Genomic DNA, 20,362 nt, shown 5'->3' with positions numbered 1-20,362 from the left:
GAAACATCAGAACCACCCATCCGGGTAAACCCTAAGTTTTCGGCAACTGCCAAGCCTGAAACTATAACACGACTTTTGCAGATTATGCAACCGGCTCTTGCCTAATTTGCATCCTATCTTGCAACCCCGCCACCGGCTTTCGCTAGCGACGACCCTGAAAACCAGAGGTCGGTTACTGCTCAGATGACTTGTGATATCGACCCGGGTAAACCCTTACTCGTCATCACCAGCCAAGCCCAAGACTATAGCACGATTTTTGCAGAAAGTGCAACTGGCTTTTGCCTGACTTGCACCGATCCTTGCAATCCCGCTTGGCGGCCATCACTGGCTACTTGGCTGCAGGCCGAAGCCCGTCGTACTGCTTGGCTTCGCGGTTCAAAGTGTCTGAACTGCGAAGGAGCGAGACTATAGCACAAGTTTTTCGGCCGCCCGCCCGGACGCGCAAGAAAGTTGTGTAAATCTAAAATGGATGGAAAGACGCGCAAGCAGTGCACGCACCCTCTATATATAGATAGTCGGCGACCGCGCTTGCCTAGGCGTAGGGTACGTTTACTATTCGCTGTACGCCGCACCTATTTGGAGACGAGCACGCTATGCCCCCCGCCATCGCCCAGCGCGAAGATATTCTGATCAATGTGACCCCGTTTGAAACCCGCGTTGCGCTGGTGGAACAAGGGTCAGTGCAGGAACTGCATGTCGAACGCAGCATCCAGCGTGGCCATGTCGGCAATATCTACCTGGGGCGAGTGGTTCGTGTGTTGCCGGGCATGCAAAGCGCGTTTATCGACATTGGCCTGGAGCGCGCCGCCTTTATTCATATTGCCGATCTGCGTGAGAACCGGGGCGAACGTAGCCAGGGGCTGACGCCCACGCCCATCGAAAAGCTGCTTTTCGAGGGACAGACCATCATGGTCCAGGTGGTCAAGGACCCTCTCGGCACCAAGGGCGCACGCCTGTCGACGCAGATCAGCATGGCGGGACGGATGTTGGTTTATCTGCCCCACGATCCCCACATCGGGATTTCGCAGAAGATCGATGCCGAGTCCGAGCGCATTCAGCTGCGAGAGCGGCTGCAAGCCTTGATGCCGGCGGACGAGAAAGGTGGCTTCATCGTCCGGACACAGGCGGAAGGCGCCAACGATGACGAGCTGACCGCCGACCTGGAATATTTGCGCAAGCTGTGGAGCAGCGTCCAGGCTGCCGCGCGCAGCCAGCCCGCCCCCGCCCTGCTGCATCAAGACCTGACGCTGGCGCAACGCGTATTGCGCGACATGGTGGGGCCGACGATCGGCGCCATTCTGGTGGATTCGCGCACGACCAGCGCCGCGATGCTGGAATGGGCGCGGGTTTACACGCCGTCGGTGGTCGACCGCATTCAGCATTACAGTGGCGACCGCCCCTTGTTCGACACCGCCAACGTCGACGACGAGATCGCGCGAGCCCTGTCTCGCCGGGTGGATCTGAAATCGGGCGGATATCTGATCATCGACCAGACCGAGGCGCTGACAACGGTGGACGTGAATACCGGCGGATTCGTCGGCGGCCGCAACTTCGACGACACCATATTCAAGACCAACCTGGAGGCGGCCCAGGCAATCGCGCGCCAACTGCGGCTGCGCAACCTGGGCGGCATTGTCATTCTTGACTTCATCGACATGGAAGAACAGGAACATCGCGACACGGTGCTGGCCGAACTGAAGAAGGCGTTGTCGCGTGACCGCACGCGCATGACGGTTAATGGCTTCACGCAATTGGGGCTGGTGGAAATGACCCGCAAGCGGACGCGGGATTCCCTGGCGCATCAGCTTTGCGAGCCCTGCCCCATGTGCGAATCCCGCGGCAATGTGCGCACGCCGCGCACGGTTTGCTATGAAATCCTGCGTGAAATTCTGCGCGAAGCCCGGCAGTTCAATCCCAAGGAATTTCGGATCTTGGCGTCGCAGGACGTCGTGGATTTATTTTTGGAAGAAGAAAGCCAGCATTTGGCGATGCTTGGTGATTTTGTGGGCAAACGGGTATCGCTGGAAGTCGAGAGCACCTATACGCAGGAAAAGTACGACATCATTCTTGTTTGACTTCGCCAGACACGCGCGTATAGCAAAAACCCATCCGACTTTCACATCAATCTTCGCAAATTATGTGACTTAACGATTCGATTGAAATGAAGTTTGAAACGGATGGCGGCGGGAGGCTTCAGCCGATAAGCTCGCGGGCGCTTTGCCAGGGTTTACCCTGCCCAGCGCCCTTTTTCATGCTTTCGGAGGTTATTCAATGAAGTCCCTATTCCGTCCGTTCCTGCTGCTGGTTGCGGCGCTGCCGCTGGTGCTGGCCGCTTGCGGCGACAAGGAACCCGAGCAGCGTGCCGCGTTCATTCAGTACTTGCAGACTCGCATCGTGGACAAGCCCGGCGTGCGCGTGCCCAAGCTGACGGATGAGGAACAGAAGTCGCTTGGCGACTATGCTTCGCATTACGCGGTGATCACCGACTTCAACGCCGGTATGGACGCAGCCGTCAAACCCTTGTCGGGAATCATCCAGAAAAGCGCCCCGCGTTCGTTGAACGATATCGTGACGCGCCGCGATGACATGAAAGCCGCTCAACAGTCCTTGAGCGATATGGGCGTTGCATTGAAAGACCAGCAAACCAAGGCGGATGCGGCGCACGCGCAGCTGAAACAACCGGCGGACTTGAAGACGGTTTACGACAAGGCCTATGAAAAGACGGTGAGCCTGCCCGCCGACACGTTCCGCGACGTGCTTCCGCAGTTAAATGCCACCTTTGACAGCGGCTTGAAGATTGCCGACTACGTCGAGGCGCACAAAACGCAGATCGAGATCTCGGGCCCGATCACGAAGGTGAACGACCCGGCGGTACAAGCCGAGCTGAATCAACTGCTGCAAAACCTGAATGACCAGGCCAGGAACCTGCAACAGGCGCACACCCGCATGCAGGCGTTGATGCTGGGCCGATAAGTCAGAAGCCATCAAGCCGCGGCGATTCTATTGCGTCCGGCTTTTTTTGCACGATATACGGCGGCATCGGCGGCCTCCAGCAGCGTCGACGCGGGTTTTGCATCGGTGGGGCCGGCAGTTGCCACACCGATGCTGACCGTGACGATGCCGTCCACATTGTCTTGATGCGGAATACCCAATTCCGCGATCGCCGCCCTTATGGATTCGGCAATGGCCAGCGCGTGGTCGCTATCGGTGTCGGGCAACAGCAGCACGAACTCTTCGCCCCCGTAGCGCGCCGCCAGGTCCCGAGGCCGCCGGGCTTTACTCTCAAGCGTCAGCGCCAGCCGCTTCAACAGCTCGTCACCCTCTTGATGGCCGTAGCGATCGTTGTAGCGCTTGAAGTGATCCGCATCCAGAAAAAGCAGTGAGATTGGCCCGCCATTGCGGCGAGCCGATGCCCACTCGCGGTCAAGCGTTTCGTCAAAGGTGCGCCGGTTGGCGATGCCTGTCAGGCCGTCCGTCTGCGCGCGCTCTTGCAACTGCTGTTCGAATGCCTGGCGCCACCGCATTTCACGGCGGAACAACACAATCTGCGCCATCACCGAGAAAAACAGCGCCAGTGTGACCGGCACAATCAATGCCGCGCGTCGGTTCCAGCGCGCCAGGATATCGTCCACGGATAGCGCCACGTCGATTACCAGCGGCGTGTTGTCGATCGTGTCGAAGGTGTAAAGACGGTTCACGCCATCAGGCGCCCAATCGCCCACGAAGGTGCTTTCGCGCCGGATGAGAAACTGTTGGAATGCCAGCAGCCCAGGCCCGCTACCCGCAACATCCACCATGGAATAGGGAGTGCGCACCAGCACCACGCCGTCGTTGCGGAATATCGTGATGGCGTCGTTGTGCCCGATGGAAAGCTCTGCGAATCGATCGCGGAAATAGGCCATCCGCAATGAACCGGCAACGACTCCGGCAAAGGTGCCGTCCGGATTGACCAGGCGCCGGCTGATCGCGATGCTTTCATCGCCCTGCCGCAGGCGGCTGATATAAGGGCGACTGACGTACAGACCCACATCTTCCGCGTCGCGGTGCACGCGAAAGTAGTCGCGGTCGGCAAAATTCAGCGGCGGTGGATTAATCGAGGTGGAGTCATAACGGATATTCCCGTCCTGATCCAGCACGACGATGGCGCCCAGGTATTCAGCGGTGGACGACCGGTCAAACAAAAAACGCTGTAACGTGGCGCGGCTGACGTCGTTGATGCCCGGCTCGCCCAGCCGCTCTACAACGCCTTGCAAGGATAAATCGTAGATTTGAAACGTGCGGCCAATATCAGCGGCCAGTATGCCGGTGATATTGCGTGCCGACTTGTGCGCGGCGGCCCATGTGGCCTGACGGTCGATCCAAAGCAACGCCACTGCTGCCATGCAGATGCCGATGGCCACCAGTCCGGCCAACGCGTACAAGACGCGATGCACAAAACTGCGAGACTTCAAACCGGCGCTCCTTGGCGATGCGTGCGGGTGTCGTGGCTTACGTCCTTGTGATATTCAGCAAGATAATGCCGCCGCCGAGCGTGGCGCGCAAGGCGGCAGGCGCGTCCAGGGCATGCGAATGACCAGACCAAAAGAAAAGCGCGCGACGAGAGATCGCGCGCATCTGGCCGGGGCGGGCAAACCGAGCGCCGTGCGCCCGGCCCCCAAGCCATCAAGAAACCGCTGAAACTCCGATCCGGAACGGAAACGCCCCCGCGCCCCGGACCCGGTCCGTTTCGCGATGTGCGCTGATCGCCCAGGCGGGCGCGGCGCTGCCCCCCGGCGATAGCAGCTGGCGCATCGCGTCAGCTGAAAATCCGCACTGCAACGCCAAAGCCTGGCGTCGGGCAAGCTCAACCCCTACAGCGTGCGGTGTGGTGAAACCCCGGTCCGAATGCAGCATGGCAGCCCCCTGGCAAATGCTCTTCGTAAGTGAAGAGTCAGTGCGGATAAATTACCGCAGCCTGCCATCGCCGCGCGTGAAATGAACCGAAAAGTTGTGCAACGATGGAGATATACAGCGTTACGCCAGGGGATTCGTCGCCGCTTCGGCCGCTTCGCGGTCCGGCTTGTCGTTTCTGCCGTCGGCCGGCCCGGTCATATTGCCGTACAGCAGCGACCGGCCGGCGAACAGGCCGCCCGCCACTTCCAGGTCAAACCGTTCGGTATCGCGCCGGCGCACGTCCTGCACCACTTCGGCGGCCTCGTCGGGTGGCACCCCGATGGCGCGCAATGCCGCTTCTCCAAACACCAAGGCCGATTCCAGCGTTTCCCGCACCTGGTAGTCGACGCCTTCCCGGGCAAGGGCCAGGGAATGAATGCGGTCATACGCCCTGACCACGATGCGCACCAAAGGGAATTCGGACTTGATCAGCTTGACCATGTGATTCACGGCCTGCGGGTTGTCGATACAAATCAGGATGGCGCAGGCGTTTTCGGCGCCGGCGGTGCGCAACATGTCGATGCGAGTACCGTCCCCGTAATACACCTTCACGCCCCACTTCGCTGCGGCGCGGATGGCGTCGGTGTCCGTATCCAGGATAGACACGGTCAGGTCGCGGGCCAGCATCGCCTGGGTAACGATCTGGCCGAAACGGCCAAAACCGACGATCAGCGCACAGCCGTCCAGGTCCCGCGCGACGTCCACGCCGTCCATGGACGGCGCCGGCGGCGGCAGCAGCCATCGCAACGACAATACACATAATGGGGTCAGAGCCATGGAGATAATGACGACCGCGGTCAGGACCGCCCCGGTATGCGCATCGAAAATGCCGGCGGCCGCCGCCGCGCCATACAGCACGAACGCGAATTCACCCCCCTGCGCCAGCAAAGCCGCCCGCGTCACGGCCTCTGCGTGCGAGGCCCGCAACAAACGGGCTACCACGTAAACGCCCACGGATTTCACCAGCATGAAGGCCACAACGGCCGCCAGGATCAGCGGCCATTCTCGCGCGACCGCCGATAGATCCAGCGACATGCCGACGCCCAGGAAGAACAGGCCCAGCAATATGCCCCGGAACGGTTCAACTTCGGCCTCCAATTGATGCCGGAAGGTGGATTCGGACAACAGGACCCCGGCAAGGAACGCGCCCATCGCCATCGACAAGCCGCCCAATTCCATCAGCAAGGCGGCGCCCAGCACAACCAGCAGGGCCGCGGCGGTCATGACTTCGCGGGCATGGGCGGCGGCCAACAACCGGAACAACGGGTTCAGCAGCCAGCGCCCGGCCGCCAGCAGCGCCAGGATGCAACCCAGGGCTATCGCGGTCTGCGTCCAGGGGTTGCCATGATCCGCCGTGGCGCCGCTGGGCGCCAGCAAGGCCACCAAGGCCAGCAAGGGGACGATGGCCAGGTCTTCCAGCAGCAAAATGGAAACGATGCGCTGGCCCTGCGCGCTGGTGCTTTCGTCGCGCTCGCCCAATATCTGCATCACGATTGCCGTGGACGACAGCACGAACCCCATCGCGGCCATGAAGGCGGCCGCGCCGGACAGGCCCGCCAGCAAGCCCACCACGGTCAGCAGCCCACCGCAGGCCAGCACTTGCGCCACGCCCAGGCCGAAGATTTCGCCCCGCAGCTTCCACAGGCGCGACGGCTGCATTTCCAACCCGATGATGAACAGGAACATGACTACGCCCAGTTCGGCCACGTGCAGGATGGACTTGGGGTCGGAAAAGAAGCCGATACCGAAGGGGCCGATCGCCAGGCCGGCCGCCAGGTAGCCCAACACGGAACCCAGCCCCAGGCGCTTGAAGATGGGTACGGCGACGACCGCCGCGCCCAGCAGGACGACGACGTTCACGAGTTGATTGCCTTCGATAGGCGAAGCCATAAGGCGCTCCCGGTTATACGATGGGCCCGCCGTGCAAGGCGGGGCCCGGCCACAGCAGATGGGCTTGCGCCATTTTCCGGCTATCCGCCGGATTGGCAATTAGCAACTACGGCAGTCCGGGCGGCGGGCGGGCGCGCGTCAGCCGGCAATCCCGCCCGCCTGGAACCGGCACGGGCCGGCACAAAAAAAGCCGCCGCGCTGGTTGCGCGGCGGCTGGGCCGATAAGGGTAGCGTTCAGTCGTCGCGAAATTGCATCTTGTACAGCGAGGCGTACAGGCCATCGGCGGCCAGCAGCTCGGCGTGGGGACCCTGTTCGACGATTTTGCCGGCGTCCAGCACGATGATGCGGTCGGCGTTCTGAACCGTGGACAGCCGGTGCGCAATGACCAGCGTGGTGCGGCCCTTCATCAGGCGTTCCAACGAGGCCTGCACCTGGCGTTCGGATTCGTTATCCAGCGCCGAGGTGGCTTCGTCCAGGATCAAAATGGGCGCGTTCTTGATCAGCGCGCGCGCAATGGCCAGGCGTTGGCGCTGGCCCCCCGACAGCCGGGCGGCGTTCTCGCCCACCTGCGTGTTGATGCCCTGCGGCAGCCCTTCCACGAATTCCAGCAGGTTGGCGGCCGCCAGGGCGTCGCGCACCTTTTGCTCGCTGGACTTGCCCAGCGCGCCATAACCGACGTTGGCCGCGATGGTGTCGTCAAACAGCACGACATCCTGGCTGACCAGCGACAGATGCGAACGCAGGCTGCGCAGCGTCAGGTCGTTGATGGGCGTGTCGTCCACCAGGATCGTCCCCGAGTCGGCCAGCACAAAGCGCGGCAGCATGTTGACCAGCGTGGTCTTGCCGCTGCCCGAACGGCCCACCAGCGCCACCGTCTGGCCAGGTTCCACAACAAAGGAAATGTCGTTGACCGTATCGCGGTCCGCATCGGGAAAGCGATGTTTGACGTGGCGGAATTCCACCTTGCCGCGCACCGGTTCGGGCAGTTCCCTGGTGCCGGTGTCGATTTCGGGCGTCTGGTCGATCAGCGTGAAAACGCTTTCGGCGGACACCAGCATTTTCTGCATGCGGGCGGCCACGTTGGTCAGGCGCTTGATGGGGTCGAAGATCTGCGCCAGCGCCGCCATGAACGACGCAAAACTGCCCACCGTCAGCGAGCCGCTGTTGGCTTGGCTCAGCGCCACGGCAATGACCGCGCCCACTGAAATCGAAATGCAGACCTGGGTCAGGGGCGTCAGCGCGGCGTCCGCCGTGGCGGTGCGCATGGCAAACCGGCGCAGGCGGCGGCTGACGAAGTCGAAGCGGCCGCGTTCGACTTCATAGCCGTCGAACAGCTTGATGACGCGCTGGCCGTCGATGCCTTCACCGACCACCCGGGTCAGTTCGGCGTTCATGTTGACCGTATCGCGGTTGATGCGGCGCAGGCGCTTGATGAAAAAGCGCGAGATCAGCACCGACACCGGCAACATGATCAGGATGATCAGCGTCAGCACCCACGACATGTACAGCAGGACGCAGATCAGCGCGATGACAACCAACGTTTCGCGCACCAGCACCGTGATGACGTCGGTGGCGTAGCCGGTGACGTTGCCCGCGTCGATAGTGAAGCGGTTAAGCAGGCGCCCGGTGTCGCCGCGCTTGAAGTCGGCGTCGGGCAAGCCCAGCAGGCGCTCGAACATGTCTCGGCGCATGCCCAGCAGCACGTTGTTGGCCACCCAGGCCAGCAGGTAGTCGCTGAAGAAGTTGCAGATGCCGCGCAGCAGGATCAGGCCCACCACCGCCAACGGCAATGCCCAGACATAATAGGGTTTGGTGCCCGAAAAGCCGCCGTCCAGCAAGGGCTTCATAATGACGGCCAGAACGGGTTGGGTCGCGGCCGCGCCCGCCATCAGCAAGACGGCCAGCAACAAGCCCTTCCAGTAGGAACCCACCCGGCTGTAGATCCGGCTCCAGAGTTCGGCCTTGACGGGAGTGGCGTCCGCGGGTGTGTTGCGTGCGGGAGAATTCAAAGGGAACACTCGCTTTTATACAATTGTGCCCAGGATTGTACTGGCTACGCGCCGCCGCGCTGAGTCGCCCTATCCCTAATAAGACTAATTTGCCTTCCCACCCATCCATGTCCGATATCAGCTGTTTATACGTGCGCCTGCCCAATTGGGTGGGCGACGTCTGCATGAGCCTGCCCAGCTTGCGCGCATTGCAGGCTAGTGGCCTGCCCCTGGTGATCTGCGCGCGGCCATGGGCCCGTGACCTGCTCGATGGCGTGCCGAAGAAGGACTTTGTTCCCATGCGCGGCAAGGTTGGCCCGGACCGGGCCGCCGTCAGCGCCCACCGCCGTTCGCTGGGCGCCATGGGCCGCCGCGCGCGGGGCCTGCTGTTGCCGGATTCGCTGTCCAGCGCCCTGGTGTTCCGGTTGGCCGGCCTGCCTTGCGCCGGTTACCGCGACGACGGCCGCAGCTTTCTGCTGCGTTGGCCGGTGACCAAGCCCGATGAATCTTTGCACGCGGTGCAGTCCTGGCATCACCTGACCCGCCAGGCCTTGTCGCTCTGGGGCTTGCCCAGCGGCCCGGCCCAGCCCGGCCCCACGCTGGACCTGCCGCTGACCCCGTCGCACCAGCAGACCGCCGACCAGGCCATGCAGGCCGCCGGGCTGAGCGCGCAGCGTTTTGTCCTGATTGCTCCCACCGCCACCGGCTTGCACAAGGGCAAGATCAAGGTCTGGCCGGGATTCGATACACTGACGCGCGCCTTACAGGCGCAGGGCCATACCGTGGTAATGTGCCCCCCTCCGGCCGAAACCGACGAGGCACGGCGCAATGCTCCAACGGCGCAATTGCTGCCCGCCTTGCCGCTGGGCGCGTTTGCCGCGTTGACGGCACGCGCGGCGCTGGTGGTCTGCAACGACTCCGGGGTATCCCACGTTGCCGCCGCCGCGTCCGCCCGGGAACTTGCGCTGTTTGGCGTGACCCGGCCGGGCCGAACGGGCCCGTGGTCGCCTCGGGCAGTATGCGTCGGGTCGGAGCACGCATGGCCGACCGCCGAAGAAGTAGAACAGCAGGCGATGACCCTGCTGGGCGGGACGATGTAATCAGGATAGTTTTGACATGACCTTTTCCAGCTACCTTACGAATCTGATCATTCCCTATAACTTGTGCGTAACGCTGGTCATCATCGGTCTGGCGCTGGGATGGTTCCGCCTGCGCAAGACCGGCGCGGCCATCATCGCCGCGGGCTTGCTGTGGGCGCTGGCCTGGTCCCTGCCCGCGACGTCGCTGTGGCTGGGCGGCGCGCTTGAAAACCGATATCCGCACCTGCCTCCCGCCGACTCCCCCACCGCCGACGCCATCGTCGTGCTGGGCGGCAATACGGCCAATGGGCGCGCCAACTGGTTCCTGCCCTATGACAAAGACACCGCCGTGGTGCGCGTGGACACGGCCGCACAGCTGTATCTGGCCGGACGCGCGCCCAAGGTGCTGTTGTCGGGCGGCGCGCTGGAAGGCGACGTCAGCGAAGCCCGAGGCATGGCACACGCCATCCGCCAGCAGGGCGTGCCGGAATCGGCATTGATCCTGGAAAACAGCAGCCGCACCACCTATGAAAACGCCGCCTTGACCGAAGACGCACTGAAATCGCGCGGTATCGCCAAAGTGCTGCTGGTGACGTCCGCGCTGCACATGCCGCGCGCCATGGCCGCGTTTTCCAAGCAAGGCGTGGAAGCCATCGCAGCGCCCGCGCCGCCGCAGATCGTGGCGCCGGCCGACGGCTCGCTGTCGCCGTGGCTGCCCGACCAGCGCACCTTCGATGCCAGCCGTTCCATCATCAAGGAATACGCCGGCCTGTTCGTCTATTGGCTGCGCGGATGGGTATGAGCCTGACGGCTACCGCCCTGGATTGCCGGGCGGGCTGCGGCGCGTGCTGCATCGCCCCGTCAATCACGCGGCCGATACCCGGCATGCCCCACGGCAAGCCGGCCGGCGTGCCCTGTATTCAGTTGCTGCCGGACATGCGCTGTGCGATTTTCGGCCTGCCAAGCCGCCCCGACTTCTGCGGCGGGCTGCAACCCCAACAAGAAATGTGCGGCCCTGACCGCGAGCACGCCGTGCGATGGCTGGCGGATCTGGAACGCGCCACCGCGCCCGGCGGTTGACCGTTATTAATGGCCCGCGGCCCGCGGCCCGCGGTCAGTAATCAGTGCACAGTGCTCAGTGATCAGTGATCAATCGCCTGCCGCTGAACCCGGCCCCGGCATCAAGCCTGTTGCCGCGCTTGAAGCACCTTTTCATACAGCGCCTCGTATCGGGCAGCCACCGTTTCCCAGCTTTGGTCGCGCGCAATTGCCAGGCCACGCTCGGTCAGCGCCGCCCGCAGGTCCGGCTCTGAACCCAGCCGTTCCAGCGCCTGCGCAAGCTGCGCGCCGTCGCGCGGGTCTTGCAGGATCAACGCGTCTTTGCCCGCGGACAGGTATTGCGCAAACCCGCAGTAAGCCGGCGAGCTCACCACCACGGGCAACCCGTGCGACATGGCCTCCAACGGCGCCATGCCATAGCTGTCGTTCAAGGTGGGGTGCGCATAGATATCCGCCGCGCTGAAATACTGGGCAACTTCCGGCGTAGGGTCGATCAGCGTTACGCGGTGGGCAATGCCGCCCGCCGCGCGGACCCGGTCGCGGGTGGCGTCATCGGCGCCCACCACCAGCAGCTTGTACTGCGCCGGCAGCTGCGCCAGCGCGTCCAGCAGCGCCGGCAGGCCCTTGCGTAGCGGGTTTCTTGCCACCAGCAGGCAGCCGATGGTGTCGGCATCCCAGCCCAAACGGGCACGGGTCGCCTCACGGCGAAGGGCCAGATCAGGCGATGGCAGCTTGACGCCCGGCGCGATGATGTCCACCTTCAGCTGCGGACCATAGCTGCGATGCAGCTGGTCCATGATCAAGCCGGACACGGCCACCACATGACGCGCGGGCGACTGGCGCACACGCAGCTTTTCCAGCAGCAGATAGGTGGCCAGGCGCGGGCTGAGCCACGCCCGGAAACGCTGCACCGGGTTGACGCGCGCCACGCGGTTATAGCGCACCGGCGTCACGTGCATGACCTGGATTTCACCCGCCCAGCCGTTCATGTGCGAATGCACGATGTCAAAGCGGCCGCGCGTCAGCCGGTCGGCGCGCCAGGCAAAATACAGCACGCGCATCCAGCTGGGCAGCCAGCCGGGAAACCGCACGGGCAGGAAATCGAACGGCAGATCGCTGTCAAAATCGCGCGCAACGACAGACACGTCGTGACGCTCGCCCAGCACCCGCATCAGCTCCACGCCGTATGCCTCGGCGCCACCGAAGCGGTTACCGAAACGGTCCACCAGCAGCGCGATGCGAAGCCGCCGCTCAACGGCGCCGGCGGGTGTCTTCATACCGGGTCAGGCACTTCTGCAGGAAACGGATGATGTTGGTGGAACGCGCCACCGTCACACGCGGCAAGCCGAAAGGATCATCCGAGGCCGCGGCCAGGCCGCGCTGCGTCAGCGTGGCGTTGTCGTAACCCGCCTCGCGCGCCATGGCGCGATGTTCGGGGCCGTGGTCGCCATAGGGGTAACAAAACGCGGTGACCGGCGCGCCCAGGGCCTGTTCCAATTCATCCTTGGATTCAACGATCTGGCGGCGCGCCTCGTCGGGGGCAAGCTCGGGCAGATGCACGTGGTCCAGCGTATGCGAGCCCACTTCGTTGCCGGCCTGCGCCCATTCGCGCATTTCGTTCACGGTCATCAGGGCCGAAAAAGGAATGCCTTTTTGCAAGTCCCAGACGTTGCCGCCGTCGAATTGGCGCGCAACAAAATAGTTGGTGGCGGTAAAGCCAAGCTCGCTCAGGATCGGCATCGCGTTGTCGTGCACGTTGCGGTAGCCGTCGTCGAAGGTAATGCCGAAGACCTTGCCCTGCCGTTCACCGCGCACATAAGGCATCACATCGCGCATCGACAAGCCGCGATAGCCCAGCCGACGCATCCAGCGCATCTGGCGGGCGAAGCTGTCGGGGTGCACCGTCAGCCCACGAAACGGCGTGCCCTTGGGATTGGGCTCGCCGATCTGGTGGTACATGAGAATGGGAATAGACATAGGACCGGATTATAGAGCCCGACGTCCATCCAGCGTACGCCGGTAGACGTCCACTGTTGCCGCCGCGAAACGTGGCAGATTGAAGTCGCGCAGGCTGGTTTCGCGCGCCCGCGCGCCCATCTCGCGCACCGTGTCTGGATGGTCCAGCATGAAACGCAGTTTGGCCGTCATCGCCGGCACGTCGCGCACCGGCACGATCCAGCCGTCCACGCCATCGGTCACGTTTTCCGGCAGGCCGCCGGCGTTGCTCACCAGTGCCGGCAAGCCCAGCGCCATGATCTCGCGGCAGGCGAAAGACAGGGCCTCGCGATACGACAGCACGAAGCCGGCGTGGCAAGACGCCAGCGACGCGCGCACGTCGTCCAGCAAGCCCGGAAAGCGCACCTGATCAATCATGCCCAACTCGCGCACGCGAGCCAGTTTGGCCTCGTTGGGCGGGTCGCCCGCCACCATCAGCAGCACGCGGGCCTTGTCCTCGGGCGGCAAGGCGGCCACGGCGGCCACCAAGTCCAGCCAGCCCTTGTCGTAGTCGGTGCCGCCCGCGCTACCCAGCAGCAGCTTGCCCTGCCAGTCTTCCCCGAAGATCAGCGCGCGCAGCTTGTCCAGGCTTTCGGGCGGCGGCGGCGCAAAGAAGTCGGTGTCAACGCCATGGCGGATCGTGGTGATGGGACGCTTGCTGTAGGGGGACTGCTGCATCAGCCCCTGCACGTAATCGCTGACCGCGATGCCGTGGTCCGTGGCCAACGCCACCCGCAACTTGTGGCCGAAGCTGGATAGCGGGTGGTCATTATGTTTGGTGAACACAATGCGCGGGCGCCGCGCCATACCCAGCGTCGCCAGCATGACCTGCTTGTGGTCGGCCGAACCATTGGCGTGAATGATGTCGAAACGCCCCGTCTTGATCAGGCGACGCAGCTTTGCGCGGTCCTTGAACCAGGACGACGGGCGCGTCGTGTACACCATGTCCACCACCGTCACGCCGGGAATCGCGCGGGCGTAGCGATACAGCCGGCTGGTGGGCGGCGCCGCCACGGTGATGTCGTGGTCACGCGCCAAGGCCTTCGCCAGATTGATGATGTAGGTGACGTGGCCCCCGCCGTTGTTGGCATGGAAGTTCGTGTACAGGATCTTCACTTTTGCTTCTCGGCCAGAAACATCAGCTTTGAATAGCGAAAGAAACTGCCCGCGGCGGCCGTCACCGCCAGCACCAGGCCGTGCCGGCCATCCAGGAATCCGCGCCGGATCAGATAGATGCGCACAAACGTCCAGAAGCCATGGCCCAGCGCGCCGAACACCGACGTGCGACGCCCCTTGGCGTACATCATGGCGGCAGCGTCCGACGAATAACGATTGACCTTGTTGATCAGCGCGTCCAGGTTGTCATAGGGATAGTGGTTGAAATAACCCTGCAATTTCAAGGGCTGGCCATTGGCCGGCACCACCCGTTCGTGCACGGCGGCATCGGTGAAGCGCGCGGTGCCGCGCTTGAACAGGCGCAGCACGTAGTCGGGCCACCAGCCGCTGTGGCGAATGTCCTTGCCGCAAAAATTGGACAGCCGGGCAATCTCGTACGCATCGGCGCGCGGGTTGGCCAGCACGTCCTGGATTTCGCGGGCCAGTTCGGGGGTAACGCGTTCATCGGCGTCGATCGACAAGACCCAGTCGCCGGTGGCAAGGTCCAGCGCGCGGTTTTTCTGCGGGCCGAAGCCGGGCCAGTCGGGCGTGACTTCGACCCGCGCGCCCAGCGCCTGCGCCAGCTCGACGGTGCCGTCGGTGCTGCCCGAGTCCACCACGATGAACTCGTCGGCAAAGGATACGGACTTCAGGCAGGCGGCGATGTTGGCCGCTTCGTTCTTGGTGATGATGATGACTGATAGCTTCATCCGCGATTCCTAAGACGCTTTTTCCAGGCTTTCCAGGCGTGGTAACGCGGACCCCAGAAAGGGTCGCGCGACAACCAGATGCGCCGGTTCAGCCAGCTTCCGCCCTGATTACGCACGGCGAAGCGATAGATGTGTTCGGGGTCCGCACCCGGCGTGTTCTGCCCGAAAGGGTCGGTGGTGTACAGATGTGCAAAACCGGCCTGGCGCGCGGCGGCCACGTAGTCGGCATCAAAGTAACCCTGCGGCCAGCACAGGTGGTCGCTGACCGAGCCCAGGCGCTGCACCAGCGTCTGGCGCGAATCGTGCAGTTCGCGGGCGATGTGCTCGCGCTTGGCGTCCACGTCGTTGCCGCAGACCTTGTCCCAACGCGTGTGCGTGTGCGTGTGCGAATGGAATTCGAAGGTGCCCGCCGCTTGCATCGCCTCGATTTCGCTCCAGCGCAGCATGGCGTCGTCGGTCCGCCCCGCCGCCACCCATTGCTTGCAGGTGTCGTGGTCGGGCGTGGCCGGCAGCACGCCGCCCTGACCGGCGTGCGCGCGCACGGGGCCGTCACCGATCCAACCCGTGATGGTGAACAGCACGGCGCGCATGCCGAGGCGCGCCAGAACCGGGTGCGCGTGCACCCAGTTGTTCAAATAGCCGTCGTCAAAGGTGATCAGCACCGAGCGTTCAGGCACCGGCTGCCCCGCCAGGTAGGCGGCAAACTGCGTGGCCGTCAGCGATTGATAACCCGCGCGCGCCAGGCGCGACACCTGGGCTTCAAACACATCGGGGGTCGCCGCGATCATGCCGCCCGCGGGGGTGACATGGTGGTACATCAGCACGGGGACGTTAGGCGCGTTCATGCAGCGCGTTCCGCCAGCCACTTCAGGTAGACGGCTTCGGTGGTTTCAGCCAGGCGAACGGGCGAAAACACGGCTTCTTCCCAGACCATCTTGCGGCCGGCGTCGCCCATCTGGCGGCGCAGGGCCGGGTCATCGATCAGACGCTGCAAGGCATCGACCAGGGCTTGCGGGTTCTTGGGCGGGACCAGGATGCCGGTCTCGCCATTGCGGAACATTTCGGAAACGCCGCCTACATCCGTGCCCACCACCGGCAGGCCGCTGGCCTGCGCTTCGACATAGACGGTGCCCGACGCCTCTTGCTGCGTGGCCAGCGCGAACACGTCGAAACCGGCCAGCAGATTGGGCACGTCGCGCCGCATGCCCATCAGGTGGATGCGGTGTTGCAAGCCCAGCTTGGCGACGTATTCCTGCGTTTGTTCAAACACCGGCGAGCCGCCCCCCACAAACACCAGATGCAGCTTGGGCCGGCTTTGCATCAGCGGCGCCATCGCGTCGATCAGGTCCTTGTGGCCCTTGGTGGCGCGCATGACCGCCACGCAGCCCACCACCACGTCGTCATCGGCCAGGCCGAGTTCATCGCGCAAGGTAGACCGTTCGACCGGGGCCGGCAGCACGATGGGCGAGTAGACGGTGGCGATCTTGTTGGCGGGCACGCCACGCTGGATCAGGTATTTGCGCACGTGGTCGCTGACGGTCGTCACGCGATGCGGCAGCCACGTGTAGGACCACATCGAGCCCACCTTGTTCGACAGGTGCCGCGTGCGCACGATCAGCGGCGTGCCGGCCAGCCGGCCGGCCAGCGCCGCAATGACGGTATCGCGCCGGCTGTGCGTGTTGAGCACGTCGTAGCGGCCCTCGCGCAGGATCCGGCGCACGGCCGCCACGCCCTTGAAGTAATTCACCGGCCCGTCCATATCGACTTTATGCACGGTAAAACCGGCATCCGTCAGACGTTCGACCAGCATTGCCCGCGATTGGACGATGGCTTCAACATGGTGGCCACGCGCGCGCATGGCCGTCATTTCCTTGAAGATCCGCCCTTCCTGGCCACCAAAACTGGTGGCCGCTTCCGAATGCACGATACGCAGGCTTCGCATCAATAGGTCACCTCAACTCCATCGGGTTTGGTCCAGGCGTTCAGGTTTTCAAGCAGCGTGTCGGCCATGCGGACGCGCCATTCTTCGCCCAGCCGCACTGTGCATAGAAAATTGTTCTTGGTATAGACGATATCGACGGGCACGCCCGGAATACCGTTTTCCGGTTCGGCGCGGAACGGGTTCAGCATCTGGCGCAGGCGCGCCGCGTCCGCCGTGCCGTTCAGCTTGACCCGCAGCGATTTGGCGCGTGCTTCGCGGGCCAGTTGCAGGTCGTACAGTTGTTCGGCAACGATGCGCATGCCGCCCGAATAGTCGTCGTTGCTGACCTTGCCTTGCACGATGACCAGCTGGTCTTCGCGCAAGCGGTTGCGGTGCTTTTCATAGAGCTCGTTGAACACCGAGATCTCAACCTGCGCGGTGCCGTCATCCAGCACGGCAAACACCATCTTGCCGCGCCGCGTCATCATGACCCGCACGCTGGCCAGCACGCCGCACATCCATTGCAGGTCGCGCTGCGGTTCCACGCGCGCCAGCTGCATCGGCACGATCCGGCGCACTTCGTCGCGCCAGGCGTCGAACAAGTGGCCGCTGTAGTAGTAACCCAGCGCGGATTTTTCTTCCGTCAGCTTCTTGTGCAGGTCCCACGGCGCGACCTTGGCCAGTTCGCCGGCGACCACATCGCTGCTGTCGTCGCCGAACAGCGACGCCTGGTTGGCGCTGCGGGCGGCCTGCTCGGCCGCTTCCATCGCGGTAGGCACCGAAGCCAGCATCGCCGCGCGGTTCGGTTCGATGGTGTCGAACGCGCCGGCCTTGATCAGCGCTTCGATGGTGCGGCGGTTGACGGCCTGCTTGCCCACGCGGCGGCAGAAGTCGAACAGGTTCAGGAACGGGCCGCCTTCCTTGCGCGCGCGCAGGATGTCTTCGACGGCGCCCTGCCCCGTGCCCTTGACGGCGCCAAGGCCGTAGCGCATGGTGCGCGGCGGCTTGCCCTTTTCGGTGTACTTATCCTTGACGGGTTCGAAGCGGTAGCCCGAAAAATTGACATCGGGCGGCAGCACTTCAACGCCGTTGTCCTGCGCGTCGCGGCAGAAAATCTGGACCTTGTCCGTGTCGTCCATATCGGACGACATGGTGGCGGCCAAAAATTCCGTCGGGTGATAAGCCTTGAGCCAGGCGGTCTGGTACGAGATCAGTGCGTACGCCGCCGAGTGCGACTTGTTGAAGCCGTATCCCGCGAACTTTTCCATCAGGTCGAACAGCTTGACGGCCAGATCCGGGTCGTGGCCCTTTTCCTTGGCGCCCTGTTCGAACAGCTCGCGGTGCTTGGCCATTTCCTCGGGCTTTTTCTTGCCCATGGCGCGGCGCAGCAGGTCGGCGCCGCCCAGCGAATAGCCCCCGATGATCTGCGAGATCAGCATCACCTGTTCTTGGTAGACGATGACCCCGTAAGTGCTTTTCAGCGTGCCTTCCAGATCGTTGTGGAAGTAGTCCACCGCGGCCCGGCCGTGCTTGCGGTTGACGAAGTCGTCCACCATGCCGGATTCCAGCGGCCCCGGACGATACAGGGCCAGCATGGCGATGATGTCTTCGAACGTGTTCGGCCGCAGCTTCTTCAGCAGCTCTTTCATGCCGCGCGATTCCAGCTGGAACACGGCGGTGGTGTTGGCGTCGCACAGGATCTTGTAGGCGGCCGGGTCGTCAAGCTTAAGCGCCATGACGTCAAAGTCGCGCTTGTCCTCGTTGAACTGGCGCACGTAGCGCACGGCCCAGTCCAGGATGGTCAGGTTGCGCAGGCCCAGAAAGTCGAACTTGACCAGGCCGGCGGCTTCGACGTCGTCTTTGTCGAACTGCGACACCGCGCTGTTTTCCTGCCCCGGCTGGCAATACAGCGGGCAGAAATCCGTCAGCTTGCCCGGCGCGATCAACACGCCGCCCGCGTGCATGCCGATGTTGCGGGTCAGGCCTTCCAGCGGCTTGGCCAGATCGACCAGCGCGCGCACTTCCTCTTCCTGTTCGTAGCGGTCCTTGAAGGCCGGTTCGTCCTTCAGGGTGCGTTCCAGGGACCACGGGTCCATCGGGTTGAACGGAATCAGCTTGGACAGGCCGTCGCAGAACATGTAGGGCATGTCCAGCACGCGGCCGGCGTCGCGCACCACGGCCTTGGCGCCCAGCGTACCGAACGTGGCAATCTGGCTGACGGCGGCGCGGCCGTATTTTTCCTTGACGTAGTCAATGACGCGTTCGCGGTTGTCCTGGCAGAAGTCGATATCGAAGTCGGGCATGGAGACCCGCTCGGGATTCAGGAAGCGCTCGAACAGCAAGTCATAGCGGATGGGGTCCAGGTCAGTGATGCCCAGCGCGTAGGCCACCAGCGAACCCGCGCCCGAGCCCCGGCCGGGTCCGACGGGCACGCCGTTGTTCTTGCCCCAGTTGATGAAGTCTTGAACGATCAGGAAGTAGCCTGGAAAGCCCATCTGGATGATGGTCTTGCATTCCCAGCGCAGGCGCTCGTAGTACTGCTCGCGCTTGGCTTCGCGTTCCGCTTCGTCGGGAAACAGGAACGCCATGCGCTTTTCCAGGCCCTCTTCGGACAGCTGGACCAGGTAGTCATCCAGCGTCACGCCGTCGGGCGTGGGGAAGTTGGGCAGGCGCGGCTTGCCCAGCACCAGGCTCAGGTTGCAGCGCTTGGCGATTTCAACCGTGTTGGCCAGCGCCGAGGGCACGTCGGCAAACCGCCGCGCCATTTCTTCCGAGCTAAGTAAATACTGCTCTTTGGTAAACCGGCGCACGCGGCGCGGGTTAGCCAGGATTTCGCCTTCAGCGATGCAGACGCGAGCCTCGTGCGCCTGGAATTCGTATTCGTCCAGGAATTGCACCGGGTGGGTGGCCACCACGGGCAGCCCGGCTTCGCCCGCCAGGCGCATGGCGGCCTGCGTGTAGGCTTCGTCGCCGTCCATGCCGGCGCGTTGCAATTCAATGTAGTAACTGCCCGGAAACAGGTGCGCCCATTGCCGCGCCAGCGCCAGCGCCGACACGGCGTTGCCGGCGTCCAGCGCCTGGCCCACGTCGCCCATACGGCCGCCCGACAGCGCAATCAGGCCCTGCTGGCCTTGCAGCCATTCGCGGCGGATTTCGGCACGCCCCTTGCCCTGGTTCGTCAGGAACGCCTTGGACAGCAGCTCGCAAAGATTCAGGTAGCCCTGATGGTTGCGCACCAGCAACAACAACCGGAAAGGCTTGCCCGGGTCGTCGTCGTTGCTTAACCAGACGTCACAGCCGGCGATGGGTTTGACCCCCGCGCCGCGCGCGCCTTTATAGAACTTGATCAGGCCAAAAAGGTTGGACAGATCGGTCAGCGCCACGGCGGGCTGGCCCAGCTTGGCCACGCGCTTGATCAGGTCGGGGATGCGCACAATACCGTCCACCACCGAGAACTCGGAGTGGACGCGCAGGTGCACAAAAGGGGTCGGGTTTGTTACGGCTTCGGACATAGCGGGAATTGTACCCAGGGATCACGGTCCAAGCCGTTGCGTCCGGAATTTTGAGCGTGGCGCCGCATGGAAACTGAAGGGGCCCGTCAGGCGAACCTCAGGAAGCTTGTGTAACAATAC

15 protein-coding genes are annotated in these 20,362 nt (G+C 63.6%); 5 read left to right on the top strand and 10 right to left on the bottom strand.

The features are described 5' to 3' along the window. Window positions 1-593 precede the first annotated feature (593 nt). The gene (rng, locus tag V6F88_RS27640) at window positions 594-2,075 is read left to right on the top strand and encodes a ribonuclease G (protein ID WP_332613500.1); all 1,482 of its coding nucleotides are present in this window, start codon (window positions 594-596) and stop codon (window positions 2,073-2,075) included. A 196-nt stretch (window positions 2,076-2,271) separates the two neighbouring features. Next, window positions 2,272-2,973, top strand: coding sequence for a DUF3053 domain-containing protein (locus tag V6F88_RS27635; RefSeq protein WP_332613499.1), 702 nt, complete (start codon window positions 2,272-2,274; stop codon window positions 2,971-2,973). An 11-nt stretch (window positions 2,974-2,984) separates the two neighbouring features. Here V6F88_RS27635 and V6F88_RS27630 read toward each other — a convergent pair whose 3' ends face one another. The 3 genes from V6F88_RS27630 to msbA all read right to left on the bottom strand — a co-directional run bounded on the left by V6F88_RS27630 (window position 2,985) and on the right by msbA (window position 8,832). Next, entirely contained in the window at window positions 2,985-4,451 is a 1,467-nt protein-coding gene (locus V6F88_RS27630) for a sensor domain-containing diguanylate cyclase (RefSeq protein ID WP_332613498.1), read from the bottom strand. Window positions 4,452-5,013: 562 nt separating this feature from the next. Then, window positions 5,014-6,822 carry a monovalent cation:proton antiporter-2 (CPA2) family protein gene (locus V6F88_RS27625; RefSeq protein WP_332613497.1) on the bottom strand — a complete coding sequence of 603 codons (1,809 nt, stop codon included), beginning with the start codon at window positions 6,820-6,822 and terminating at the stop codon, window positions 5,014-5,016. A 234-nt stretch (window positions 6,823-7,056) separates the two neighbouring features. Continuing rightward, a complete protein-coding gene (gene msbA, locus V6F88_RS27620; protein WP_332613496.1) occupies window positions 7,057-8,832 on the bottom strand; it encodes a lipid A export permease/ATP-binding protein MsbA in 1,776 nt (591 codons plus the stop codon). Window positions 8,833-8,939: 107 nt separating this feature from the next. Here msbA and V6F88_RS27615 point away from each other — a divergent pair, with 107 nt between their 5' ends. The 3 genes from V6F88_RS27615 to V6F88_RS27605 are packed head-to-tail and all read left to right on the top strand — an operon-like array spanning window position 8,940 to window position 10,970. Beyond that, window positions 8,940-9,911: a glycosyltransferase family 9 protein gene (locus tag V6F88_RS27615; protein ID WP_332613495.1), complete on the top strand. Its 972-nt coding sequence runs from the start codon at window positions 8,940-8,942 to the stop codon at window positions 9,909-9,911. 16 nt (window positions 9,912-9,927) lie between these two features. Then, the gene (locus tag V6F88_RS27610; protein ID WP_332613494.1) at window positions 9,928-10,692 is read left to right on the top strand and encodes a YdcF family protein; all 765 of its coding nucleotides are present in this window, start codon (window positions 9,928-9,930) and stop codon (window positions 10,690-10,692) included. Beyond that, entirely contained in the window at window positions 10,689-10,970 is a 282-nt protein-coding gene (locus V6F88_RS27605; protein ID WP_332613493.1) for a YkgJ family cysteine cluster protein, read from the top strand. The genes V6F88_RS27610 and V6F88_RS27605 overlap by 4 nt, the downstream gene beginning before the upstream one ends. 101 nt (window positions 10,971-11,071) lie before the next feature. Here V6F88_RS27605 and V6F88_RS27600 read toward each other — a convergent pair whose 3' ends face one another. From V6F88_RS27600 to dnaE, 7 genes are read right to left on the bottom strand one after another with little or no spacing between them, the layout of a single operon-like run. Next, window positions 11,072-12,226, bottom strand: a complete 1,155-nt coding sequence (locus tag V6F88_RS27600) for a glycosyltransferase family 4 protein (protein ID WP_332613492.1) — start codon at window positions 12,224-12,226, stop codon at window positions 11,072-11,074. Further along, entirely contained in the window at window positions 12,201-12,926 is a 726-nt protein-coding gene (locus V6F88_RS27595) for a polysaccharide deacetylase family protein (protein WP_332613491.1), read from the bottom strand. The genes V6F88_RS27600 and V6F88_RS27595 overlap by 26 nt, the downstream gene beginning before the upstream one ends. Window positions 12,927-12,935: 9 nt before the next feature. Further along, on the bottom strand, window positions 12,936-14,060 hold the full coding sequence (locus V6F88_RS27590; RefSeq protein ID WP_332613490.1) for a glycosyltransferase family 4 protein: 1,125 nt from the start codon (window positions 14,058-14,060) through the stop codon (window positions 12,936-12,938). Continuing rightward, window positions 14,057-14,809, bottom strand: a complete 753-nt coding sequence (locus V6F88_RS27585) for a glycosyltransferase family 2 protein (protein WP_332613489.1) — start codon at window positions 14,807-14,809, stop codon at window positions 14,057-14,059. Before V6F88_RS27585 ends, V6F88_RS27590 begins: the two co-directional genes overlap by 4 nt. Then, window positions 14,806-15,654, bottom strand: a complete 849-nt coding sequence (locus V6F88_RS27580) for a polysaccharide deacetylase family protein (protein WP_332613488.1) — start codon at window positions 15,652-15,654, stop codon at window positions 14,806-14,808. Before V6F88_RS27580 ends, V6F88_RS27585 begins: the two co-directional genes overlap by 4 nt. Beyond that, a complete protein-coding gene (locus V6F88_RS27575; protein WP_332613487.1) occupies window positions 15,651-16,751 on the bottom strand; it encodes a glycosyltransferase family 4 protein in 1,101 nt (366 codons plus the stop codon). The genes V6F88_RS27580 and V6F88_RS27575 overlap by 4 nt, the downstream gene beginning before the upstream one ends. Next, window positions 16,751-20,242 (bottom strand): DNA polymerase III subunit alpha, encoded by a 3,492-nt coding sequence (gene dnaE / locus V6F88_RS27570; RefSeq protein WP_332613486.1) that lies wholly within the window; start codon window positions 20,240-20,242, stop codon window positions 16,751-16,753. The genes V6F88_RS27575 and dnaE overlap by 1 nt, the downstream gene beginning before the upstream one ends. Window positions 20,243-20,362 lie beyond the last annotated feature (120 nt).

Source organism: Achromobacter sp. ESBL13 (assembly GCF_036668755.1).
Lineage (GTDB): Bacteria > Pseudomonadota > Gammaproteobacteria > Burkholderiales > Burkholderiaceae_B > Achromobacter.
This window is presented reverse-complemented; position numbering and strand designations above follow the sequence as displayed.

What these genes read in the sequence shown, in the direction of transcription:
- V6F88_RS27575 (WP_332613487.1), bottom strand. Translation starts at nt 16,751, where the DNA reads ATGCGAAGCCTGCGTATCGTGCATTCGGAAGCGGCCACCAGTTTTGGT.
- V6F88_RS27585 (WP_332613489.1), bottom strand. Translation starts at nt 14,809, where the DNA reads ATGAAGCTATCAGTCATCATCATCACCAAGAACGAAGCGGCCAACATC.
- V6F88_RS27605 (WP_332613493.1), top strand. Translation starts at nt 10,689, where the DNA reads ATGAGCCTGACGGCTACCGCCCTGGATTGCCGGGCGGGCTGCGGCGCG.
- V6F88_RS27595 (WP_332613491.1), bottom strand. Translation starts at nt 12,926, where the DNA reads ATGTCTATTCCCATTCTCATGTACCACCAGATCGGCGAGCCCAATCCC.
- rng (WP_332613500.1), top strand. Translation starts at nt 594, where the DNA reads ATGCCCCCCGCCATCGCCCAGCGCGAAGATATTCTGATCAATGTGACC.
- V6F88_RS27600 (WP_332613492.1), bottom strand. Translation starts at nt 12,226, where the DNA reads ATGAAGACACCCGCCGGCGCCGTTGAGCGGCGGCTTCGCATCGCGCTG.
- V6F88_RS27635 (WP_332613499.1), top strand. Translation starts at nt 2,272, where the DNA reads ATGAAGTCCCTATTCCGTCCGTTCCTGCTGCTGGTTGCGGCGCTGCCG.
- dnaE (WP_332613486.1), bottom strand. Translation starts at nt 20,242, where the DNA reads ATGTCCGAAGCCGTAACAAACCCGACCCCTTTTGTGCACCTGCGCGTC.
- V6F88_RS27615 (WP_332613495.1), top strand. Translation starts at nt 8,940, where the DNA reads ATGTCCGATATCAGCTGTTTATACGTGCGCCTGCCCAATTGGGTGGGC.
- V6F88_RS27580 (WP_332613488.1), bottom strand. Translation starts at nt 15,654, where the DNA reads ATGAACGCGCCTAACGTCCCCGTGCTGATGTACCACCATGTCACCCCC.
- V6F88_RS27625 (WP_332613497.1), bottom strand. Translation starts at nt 6,822, where the DNA reads ATGGCTTCGCCTATCGAAGGCAATCAACTCGTGAACGTCGTCGTCCTG.
- V6F88_RS27610 (WP_332613494.1), top strand. Translation starts at nt 9,928, where the DNA reads ATGACCTTTTCCAGCTACCTTACGAATCTGATCATTCCCTATAACTTG.